Annotated in this window: 7 protein-coding genes; 3 read left to right on the plus strand and 4 right to left on the minus strand. The window is 72.1% G+C overall.

Annotated elements, in window-relative coordinates; translation table 11 throughout:
• Positions 1-127: 127 nt before the first annotated feature.
• The 4 genes from ACWF94_RS22835 to eccB form a co-directional block, all read right to left on the minus strand.
• Positions 128-421 carry a WXG100 family type VII secretion target gene (locus ACWF94_RS22835; RefSeq protein WP_453491369.1) on the minus strand — a complete coding sequence of 98 codons (294 nt, stop codon included), beginning with the start codon at positions 419-421 and terminating at the stop codon, positions 128-130.
• Positions 422-463: 42 nt separating this feature from the next.
• Positions 464-802 carry a WXG100 family type VII secretion target gene (locus ACWF94_RS22840; protein ID WP_453491372.1) on the minus strand — a complete coding sequence of 113 codons (339 nt, stop codon included), beginning with the start codon at positions 800-802 and terminating at the stop codon, positions 464-466.
• 159 nt (positions 803-961) lie between these two features.
• Complete coding sequence (gene mycP, locus ACWF94_RS22845) at positions 962-2,203, minus strand: type VII secretion-associated serine protease mycosin (protein ID WP_453491375.1); 1,242 nt, start codon at positions 2,201-2,203, stop codon at positions 962-964.
• Between the two features lie 12 nt (positions 2,204-2,215).
• Entirely contained in the window at positions 2,216-3,751 is a 1,536-nt protein-coding gene (gene eccB, locus ACWF94_RS22850) for a type VII secretion protein EccB (protein WP_453491378.1), read from the minus strand.
• A 213-nt stretch (positions 3,752-3,964) separates the two neighbouring features.
• Between eccB and eccE the strand changes: the two genes are divergently transcribed.
• From eccE to ACWF94_RS22865, 3 genes are all read left to right on the plus strand, one after another.
• The gene (gene eccE, locus ACWF94_RS22855; RefSeq protein WP_453491381.1) at positions 3,965-5,272 is read left to right on the plus strand and encodes a type VII secretion protein EccE; all 1,308 of its coding nucleotides are present in this window, start codon (positions 3,965-3,967) and stop codon (positions 5,270-5,272) included.
• On the plus strand, positions 5,272-6,009 hold the full coding sequence (locus ACWF94_RS22860) for a hypothetical protein (RefSeq protein WP_453491384.1): 738 nt from the start codon (positions 5,272-5,274) through the stop codon (positions 6,007-6,009). Before eccE ends, ACWF94_RS22860 begins: the two co-directional genes overlap by 1 nt.
• Positions 6,010-6,341: 332 nt before the next feature.
• A complete protein-coding gene (locus tag ACWF94_RS22865; protein WP_453491387.1) occupies positions 6,342-9,989 on the plus strand; it encodes an SCO5717 family growth-regulating ATPase in 3,648 nt (1,215 codons plus the stop codon).
• Positions 9,990-10,034: the final 45 nt, after the last annotated feature.

Below are 10,034 nucleotides of genomic sequence, written 5' to 3' on the forward strand. Positions count from 1 at the left end.
AGGCAGCCCCCTTGTGGTGCGCATGGAGTGCACGGGTGCGCGTGGTGTGCACCGCCGCGCGTGGAGGGTGCGCGTGGTGTGCGCGGGTGCGCGAGGTGTGTGTGCCACCGCGCGTGGAGGGTGCGCCTCAGGTCATCATCCGGAAGCGGGCCGCGTTGCCCCGGTCGGTGTCCTGGTAGCCGACGACGGACTCGTCGAGCAGCCGGGCGATGGTGGCCAGATCCTGGTTGAGACCGTCCATGTTCTGGGCGATGTTCGCCTGGATGGCGACGTACGCCTCCTTGGCGTCACCCTGCCAGTTGCCCGCGACCTGCTTGACGTGGCCCATGAGGTCGCCGAGCTGCTGGTTGAGATAGGTCGCCGTGGCCCGCACATCGCCGGCCGCGGTGGTCACTGTGTCGTAGTTGACGGCAGTCGTCATTGTTTGCTCCTAGTAGCGAGATCTCGACGGGGCGGAGAGGCTTCAGATGTTGAGGATGGCGCTGCTGCCCTTGGCCTCTTCCATCTTCCGGAAGGACGAGATGCGCTCGGTCTCCTGGGCGTCGAAGCCGTCGGCGCTCATCTTCACCAGGTTCTGGAGGTTCTCCAGGTCCCGCTGGACATTGCGCAGCCGCCGGTTCAGATCCGCCTGCACCCGGTCGTACTCCTGGCTCGCCGCGCCCTTCCAGCCGGCCTGGATGCGGTCCACGACGCCGTTGAGCGAGGTGATCCGGCTGCTCAGCTCGTTCTGGAATTTGTCGATCTTGCCGGAGAGTCCGGTGATCTCACTACTGGTGACGTTCAGATCCTGATTGCCCGACATCGTGCCCCTTCTTCCTTCGACGGTGACGTAGACGGAAGCCCTGTGGATGCCGCCCCCGTGCAGAACCGGTTCACGCCAGTCCTACAGTCACTCTATCCACTCGGTATGACAGTTCCAACTGCAAAGACTTCACTGGTGACTTGGCTCAGGCGGCTTGGCTCAGGGAGCGTTTTTGCGCCGGGTGTCACGGATGACTGTCGCCGCTCCCGCGACGACCGCGACCAGTACGACGCCGATCCCCAGGGCGTAGGTTGCGTAGCGCTCACTGCGTTCCTGTGGGGTCTCGGTCAGCGAGAGCTGCGCGGGCTCCGGAGCGGGCGGCTTCGGGGGGCCGGGGTCGCGGACCGGGGCCTCGATCGGGCCGCTTTCGCCGTTGAGCGCGCGCACCGGGTCGATGACGCCCCAGCCGATGTAGTTGTCGCGGCCGTTGATGCTGCGCTCGGCGGTCTGCTCGATCTGGGCGACGATCTGATGCGGCTTCCAGGTGGGGTACTTGGCGACCAGCAGGGCCGCGACCCCGGCGACGTAGGGGGCGGAGAAGCTGGTGCCGTTGTCCACGCACTGGCCGTTGCCGGGGACCGTCGAGACGACGTCGACGCCGGGGGCGGCGACGGCCACGAACTCGCCCGCCTGCGAGAAGGGGGCGCGCTCGTTGTTGCGGTCGGACGAGGCGACGGCGAGGACACCGGGGAAGGCCGCCGGATAGGTGTCCTTCAGTCTGCCGTTCATTCCGTCGTTGCCCGCCGAAGCGACCACGACGATGTCCTTGTCCAGGGCGCGACGGACCGCGAGGGCGAGCGGTGAGTCGGCGGCCAGCGGCTTCGTGGTGTCCTGGGAGATATTGATGACCTTGGCGCCCTTGGCGATGGCGTGGTCGATCGCCCGCGCCATCGACCGGTCGTTGCCGCTGTTGTTCTCGTCGTTCTGCCGGATCGGGATGATCGTGGCCTCGGGCGCGAGACCGACGAACCCGGTCCCCGCCCGGGGCCTCGCGGCGATGATGCCGGCGACCTTGGTGCCGTGGCCGATCTCGTCGACGGTGCCGTTGGTCCGGCCGGCGGTGCTGCCCGGGTTCTCCTTGTCGCGCGGCAGGAGGTCCTTGCCCGCGGCGGCATCGACGGCCGGGCGCAGCTGCGGGTTCTTGATGTCCACGCCGGTGTCGATGACGGCGACCCGCACGCCCTTGCCCCGGGTGTCCTGCCACAGCTCGTCCAGCAGGACCCGCTGGAGCGGCCAGGGTATGCCCTCGATCTGCTTCTTCATCGGGAAGGTGCACTCACCGCTGCCGTCCACCCGCAGCGCCGGGCCGTCCTGGGCGTACGCGGCGGGGGTCGCGGCGACCGTTCCCACCAGTGCCGCCGCGGCTGCGAGCAGGGCGGATTTCCTGGACAGGTGCAGCATCCGTCGTCTCCCTCACGAACCCTGCGGCTGGCGCGCGCTGTTGGTGTCGAGCCGGGGTCCCTTGGACAGGAACTCGGACCACGCGATCGGCACGAGGCTCGGGGTGACCTTGCCGTAGCCGAGCCGGATCTGCGCCTGGCTCGGCTCGGGGCGGCCGTCCGACTGCTCCGCCGGCTCGCCCGCGCCGATGTCGGAGCGCTCGGCGTCACTGTCGCCATTGGCCTGGACCGCGTACCGCAGTCCGGTGTCGGTCACCAGGAACAGCGAGCCGTCCGGCCTGGACTGCTCGCCCCGCACCTGGGTGTAGAGCAGACCGGTGCCGGGGGTGACATAGGTGCTGGCGCCGCCCGCGGTGATCTCCGCCGGATAGCGCGAACCGGCCCACACGGACAGCGTCGTACGTCCCTTGTCGTCGACCCTGCGCAGCACACTGCACACGGTGTCGCGCTCCCCGCCGGCCGCGTTGACCGGGTCGGCCTTGAGCGACGGCCAGCGGTACTCGCCGCCGAAGTCCTCGGACTCAGGGGCGAGCGAGGCCGCGTCGACGGCGGCGGCCCGGCCCTCCATGTCGAGGATGTCGTTCTCCGGGGAATTGATCAGCAGCCAGGCGGTGAAGTCGGAGACCGGCTGGACCTTGCCCGCCAGCACCACATAGTGCTGCGGGCCGGTGCCGGTCGGTGCCTGGAGGACCTTGCCGACCCGGTCCTGTTCCTCGGTCAGCCCGCCACCGACGCCCGCGTCGGCGCCCGGGGAGCCGGGGACGTCCGGGAAGCCGACCTCGCTGCCGCTGTGCAGGGTGGCCAGCCAGTCGTCCGTGACGGCCTGCGGCTGCTCTCTGCCGACGAGGGTGCGGGTGAGGACGTCGTCGGGGGTGCCGGGCACCGGGTACTTGGTGCCGGAGGGGTCGATCAGATAGCGCTGCCCCTTCTGGCCCTTCACATAGAGCACCTGGCCGCCCTTCAGCCGCTCGGCGCCCTCGGTCAGTTCCAGATCGCGGTCGCCGAGGACGAACGTCGCCTTCTGTACGGAGGTGCTCTTGCCCGCACCGGGCTGTTCGCATGCCGCCCACCGCTTGGGCTTGCCCGCCTCCTTCTCGCCGGGCAGCCGGTCCGGGGCGTAGGGGATGCCGAGAATCTGCCCGCGCGGGGGCTTGCCCTTGTCCAGGATGTCGTCGCTGACCGTGATGACCTTGAACTGCTGGGGGTTGAGCAGCAGCCGGGCCGACGCGAGATTCAGTACGGGGTGCAGCAGGGTCTTCTTGCTCTTGCCCTTGCCGGTCTCCAGTACCACATAGCGGGTGGTGGACTTCTTGCCCACGATCACCTGGGTGCCCGGCTTGGCCCAGTTCTTGGGGGCCTTGGGCTTGAACATGCCGAAAGCACCGAATCCGGCCAGGACCAGCGCTCCCACGATCAGCCCGGGGACGATGGCGCGCATCGGCCGCGGCGCACCCTCCTCCGTACCGGCGGCCGAAGGCTGGAGGAATGCCGCGACCGTGCGCTTCTTCGCAAAGGTGTACGCGTTCAGCTCATCCCGCCGTGATGCCATGAGTCCCCATTGGTGACGAAAGTGCGATTCCCCGTGGTGGCCGGAAACTGCGCACGGCCAGGGGTCCGGTGTGCTGGACCGGCCCCTACTATGCCTGTTATCCGATCGTCTTCGTGGGGCGGGTAGGGTGATCCGGCCGCCGAATGACCTTGCAGACAGGGGCAGACGGGGGTGATCGGGGTGGTTTGGGCTTATTGAACTGGGGGACGGAAAATGGCTTCCGCTACGCGTGTGCGGCCCGCCTCGGGGCGTCCGGCCCCCGCCCCCGCCGCGACACCGTCACCGACACCCTCATCGGGAGCGGTCGTGCCCCGGCTCAAAGGACGACCGGGACACTTCGGCTCGTTCCGACTGCAACAACTCGTACTGATCGAGATCGCCGCCGCGCTGCTGCTCGTCGCGGGCGTCATCGACACCCTGCTGCTCGTCCCCGCCGCCGCCGTGGCCGCGGTGCTGGTGCTGCTCGCCCTGCTGCGCAGGCACCACCGGTCGCTGCCCGAGTGGCTGTCCACCGTCTTCGCGCTGCGCGCGCGGACGCGCAGGGCGGCGTCCCTGGTACTGCCTGCGGACACCGAGCCGGGGCTCGCGCCCGCCGTCGAGTGCGACCCCGCCCTGCGGACGTACACCTACAGTGACCGCGACCGGCGGCCGGTGGGCATGATCGGCGACGGCACCTTTGTGACCGCCGTCCTCCAGGTCGAGGCGGACGCGACCGCGCTGCGGCCCGACCGTACGGCGAGACCGCTGCCCGTCGCGCTCGTCCGGGACGTACTGGAGGTCGACGGCATCCGGCTGGAGTCCGCGCAGATCGTGCAGCACACCCAGCCGGCGCCCGCCCCGCATCTGCCGCAGCAGTCGGTGGCCGCGCGCAACTACGGGCCGCTACAGGCGCAGACCGGCTCGCCCGCGCTGCGGATCACCTGGATCGCGCTCAAGCTCGACCCGGAGCTGTGCCCCGAGGCGGTCGCGGCGCGCGGCGGCGGGCTCGAAGGCGCGCAGAAGTGTGTCGTACGGACCGCGGACCAGCTGGCGAGCAGGCTGACCGGCGCGGGGTTCCGGGCCACGGTGCTCACCGAGCAGGAGCTGACCTCGGCCATAGCCACCTCCTGTTGCGCGAGCCCGCTCGCCATCGCCCAGGCGGGCCGGGCGGACGCGCCCACCCGGCGCACCCAGGAGACCGCCCGCACCTGGCGCGTCGACGACCGCCGCCACACCACCTACTGGGTGGGCCGCTGGCCGCAGCTCGGCGGCGGCGGGGCCTCGATGCCGCAGCTCGTCGCCCTCCTGACCTCGATCCCCGCGCTGGCCACCACCTTCAGCCTCACCCTGGGCCAGGGCGAGCGGCAGGATGTGACGGTCACCGGGCATGTACGGATCACCGGGCGCAGCGACGAGGAAGTGGTCACCGCCCGCCATGAGCTGGAGCGCGCCGCCCGGGGGGTCAGGACCGGGCTGGTCCGGCTCGACCGGGAGCAGTTGCCCGGCATGCTCGCCACACTGCCGCTCGGGGGAGCCCGCTGATGCCGTCGTCCACCGCCAGGACCGCCCGGACCGCCAGGCCGCGTATCGGCTTCGGGCTGATCGGGCCCCGCCGTGACCGGCACGCCCTCCCCGTCGACCAACTCGCCCCGCTCGCGCTGCCCGTGGGCGACGACGGGGTGGTCATCGGGGTGGACGCCCAGGGCAAACCGTCCGTACTGGGCATCAACCGCCCCACACCGTACGACGTCACGCTGATCGGCGGCCTGTGGACGGCCCAGGTGCTGGCGCTGCGCGCGGCGGCCACCGGGGCCCGGGTGACCGTGGAGACCGGGCGCGCGCCCGTGTGGACCGCGCTGGCGCAGGCGGCGGGCGGCGGGCAGCCCTGTATCTCGCTGCACGATGTGGGGCGGGTGCCGCCGCAGGGCGCGTCGGCGGGCAGTCCGGTGGTGGTGATCCGAGACTGCGGGATGCGGCCACCGCGCGGGCGCGTGGTGGCCGGGCCCTGGCAGTCGGTGGTGACGCTGCTGCCGTATCTCAGCCCGGTCGCGCCCCGGCTGATGGAGAAGTCGGGTCTGGTCGGCGTCCAGCGCGTCTCACCGGACGAGGCCACCCGGATCGGGCGCATCATGCATCTGCCGCGCCCCGAGACCGAGGCGCTGTCGACGCTCGCCGACGGTGTCACGCTGTGGTGCACGGCACGGGACCGGCAGTTCGTCATGACCCAGGCCACGGACGCCGAGACCGGATTGTTGGGCGGCGCGCGCCGGGTGGACTGACGGGCCCGGATCCTCTCCGGAGTTGTCCCTTTTTACTCGGTTCCACTCGGTTTTACCCGGTCGATTTCCTTACGCAGTGGCGCCCTTGGCCCACTCGGGGGCAGGGCGTGACGTACGGGACAGTAGCCTGCGGGCCGTCCGCCCTGCCGGAGGGCCCTTGTTGACGATTAGGGTGGTGGAGAGCGCGGCAGAAGACCCCTGTACGGAACGCCCGCGCGGAACCTGCGGGGATGCCCGCCGCATCCCCCAGGGAGAGAGCCGGGCCGATCGGAAGACAGCGGTCGCCCCCACCCACGACGGCACAAGGGTGCTCGACCACACCAGGAGGCACAGTGAACAGCGATCGGGACGAGATCCGCGGGGGATGGGAACTTCCCGCCGACGAGTCCGACGCGGAGCCCGCCGACGTGACGGGTGAGTTCACCATCGACTACACCCCGCCCGCCTGGTACACGCAGAACGCGTCGGACGACTCCTCGGGCCCGGCGGCGGGCCGTACGACGCCACCGCCGCCGAGCGGTGCGCCGCTGGCGGTGCCGGGGCTGCCGACGGGGAGCGGATTCGAGCCGAACTGGTCACAGGTGCCGGTGCCTCCGGCGGCGGAGGGGTCGGACGCTCAGGGTTCCGGCGCGGGGACTCAGGGTTCCGGCGCGGGCGCTCCGGCGTCCGGTGCGGACGGTGTTTCCGGGCCGGGTGCTCCGGGTGCGGGTGGTTCTGATCTTGGTTCCGGTACTGATGCTGGTGCTGGCTCTGGCTCTGGCTCTGATACTGGTTCTGGTTCTGGTTCTCAGGGAGCCGCCGGTGCCGGGTCCACCGATCCGGGCCCTGCCGCGGTTCCCGAGGTCGCGGAATCCTTCAGTGGTGGGGATGTGGAGAGCGGGTCGACGATGCGTATCTCCCCCGGCGCGCTGAAGCGTGAGATCCAAGAGAACACAGAGCGGGCGGGGAGCCGGAAGGCGTCCGCCCAGGGGGTGTCGAACCAGGCGGCTCCGTCCCCGGAGACCGGGGCGGCGGAAAGCGCGGTGTCCGCCGCCGCGAGCGGTCCGGGCACGTCCGACGGGACCGGTGCCCCGAGCCGGGGAGATGAGCCGGACCCCGCCGGTTCCGGGAGCCGGGCGAGTGAGGCGGGCACGGGCGGGACGCCGGACCCACGAGGCTCCGGGAGCCAGGACCGGACCGGGAGCGGAAGCGAGCCCGGGGGGTACGGGGAGCCCCGGAGCTACGGCGGTTCGGGTAACCACGGCGGGACCGGAAGCTACGGCGGGACCGGGAGCCGGACCGGTGAGCCGGACCCGGCCGGCTCCGGAGCGCAGGATGCCGGGCCGGACAGCGGGACCGTTCCGGCGGACCACGGCGGTGCGGAGAGTCGCGCCGGTACGGACGGTGAGACCGGGAGCGCCGGTCGGGCGGTGGGTCCCGGGACCGCCGAGGGACCGGCCGAGCCCGGAGACAGCGACGCCCCTGAGCCCCTGGGCCCGGGAGCGGATGGCGTGTCAGGTGCCGATGGACCCCGTGCCGGGACACCCGCTCAGCGCGGAGATGAGCCCGCCGACTCGGTGCCCGGTGAACCGCGCGACGCCGCGCCTCTGCCCACGCAGGCGCAGCCCTGGTCCCCCGCGCCGCCCGCGCAGGGCACCGGACTGCCCCCGCTGCCGCCCGCGTTCCAGCCGGCCGCTCCCCAGTCGGCGCCGCAGTGGCCGGTGTCGCCGCAGACGTCCGAGCAGTCCGCTCCCCCACCGCTCCCGGCGCCTTCGCAGAGCGGGCCCCCGGCGGCACCCGTCGCCCAGCCGGGATACGGATTCCCGCAGCCCGCGCCGCAGGAGCAGGGGCCGGGGCCGGGGCCGGGGCCGGGGCCGGGGCCGCAACAGCCCGCGCCTCAGGGTGGCTACGGCTTCCCCCACCAGTCGGCGCATCCGCAGCAGGGCGCGAACACCCCCGCGCCCGTCACCCCGACGCCACAGCTCCCCGCGCCCGCCGGGACGGCCGGTCCACCGGCGCCCCAGGGCGGCTACGGTTTCCCGCAGGCGTCCCCGGGGGGCTACGGCTTCCCGCAACCGCCCGCGCCGTCCGCACCCCCGGCCCCTTCCGTACCGCTGCCGCCCACCGCGTCACCCGGCCGGCCCGGAGCGCCCGCGTCACCCGGAGAGCAAGGACAGCCGCAAGGACAGCCCCAGGGACAACCGCAGCCCGGTTACGGCTTCCCCCACCAGGGCCGGCCCGGTGACCGGCCGACGCCCTTCGGCGGGCCGCCGCCCGGGGAGCACCCGCCCGTACCGCTGCCGCCGCAGGCGTCGAATCTCCCCGCACCCGCCCCGACGCCCCAGCCGCCCGCCTATCAGCAGCAGCAGCCCCACGGATATCAGCAGGGCCAGCAGCCGGCCGGTCCGGCCGGTCCGGCGGGTCCGGTGGGGCCGCCCGCCGACCCCCGGGCCGGTGGCGCCTGGCCCACGGCGGTAACGCACGACCAGCGCGAGCGTTCCGTGCCGGGTGCGCCCCTCGGCTATACGGCGGCGGTCGAGCTGTCGTCCGACCGGTTGCTGCGCAACAACAAGCAGAAGGCCAAGTCGAGCCGTAACCCGTCCGGGGCGTCCCGCTTCAAGCTGGGCGGCAAGAAGGAGGAGGCCGAGCGGCAGCGCAAGCTGGAGCTGATCCGTACGCCGGTGCTGTCCTGCTACCGGATCGCGGTCATCAGTCTCAAGGGCGGTGTCGGCAAGACCACGACGACGACCGCGCTGGGCTCGACCCTGGCCACCGAGCGGCAGGACAAGATCCTGGCGATCGACGCCAACCCGGACGCCGGGACGCTCGGCCGCCGGGTGCGCCGGGAGACCGGGGCGACCATCCGCGACCTGGTGCAGGCGATCCCGTATCTCAACTCGTACATGGACATCCGCCGGTTCACCTCACAGGCGACCTCCGGTCTTGAGATCATCGCCAATGATGTGGACCCGGCCGTCTCCACGACCTTCAACGACGAGGACTACCGGCGCGCGATCGATGTACTGGGCCGTCAGTACCCGATCATCCTGACCGACTCGGGCACCGGGCTGCTCTACAGCGCGATGCGCGGGGTGCTGGATCTGGCCGACCAGCTCATCATCATCTCGACACCGTCCGTGGACGGCGCGAGCAGCGCGTCGACGACGCTCGACTGGCTCTCCGCGCATGGCTACGCGGAGCTGGTGCAGCGTTCCGTCACGGTCATCTCCGGGGTACGTGAGACCGGCAAGATGATCAAGGTGGACGATATCGTGCAGCACTTCCAGACCCGCTGCCGCGGTGTGGTCGTGGTGCCGTTCGACGAGCATCTCGCGGCCGGTGCCGAGGTCGACCTCGACATGATGCGGCCGAAGGCCCGTGAGGCGTACTTCAATCTCTCCGCGCTGATCGCCGAGGACTTCGTCCGCGCCCAGCAGCAGCAGGGGCTGTGGACGGCCAACGGCAACCCGCCGCCGACGATGGCCCCGCCGCTGCCGGGGCAGCAGCAGGGCCCGGGGCAGCAGCCCGCACAGGGCCCCGCCCAGGCCCCCGGTCAAGTCCCCGGCCAGGGTCCCGGCCAACAGCCCCACTGGCAGGAGCAGGCGCGGCCCCCGATGCCAGGGCAGCAGCCCGCGCCAGGCCAGCAGCCCGCGCCGGGACAGCCGTACCCCCAGCAGCAGTCGTATCCGCCGGGCGGCCACCCGCCGTCCCACCCCGGGCCCCAGCAGTACGGCGGCGCTCCGCAGCCGTCCGCTCAGGGCTATCCGCCCCAGAGCTGGCAGCAGCAGCCCCCGGCCGGTCCCCCTCCCGGCCCCCAGGGCCCGCCGGTTCAGTACGGCGGACCGGTCGGCCAGGGCGGACAGGACGGCCAGGGCCAATCGGGTCAACCGCCGCAGGGCCACCCGGGTGGTTCTGAGCGGCCCGGCCCGGAAGGCCCCGTACCGCCTGCCGAATGGCCGCCGCGGCAGCCTCCGGAGGCTCCGCCAGGCCCTCAGCAGTAGGGCAGCAGAGGAGTGGACCAATGAGGGCCCCTACCGTCGTCACGG

The organism is Streptomyces sp. NPDC055078, assembly GCF_053607985.1.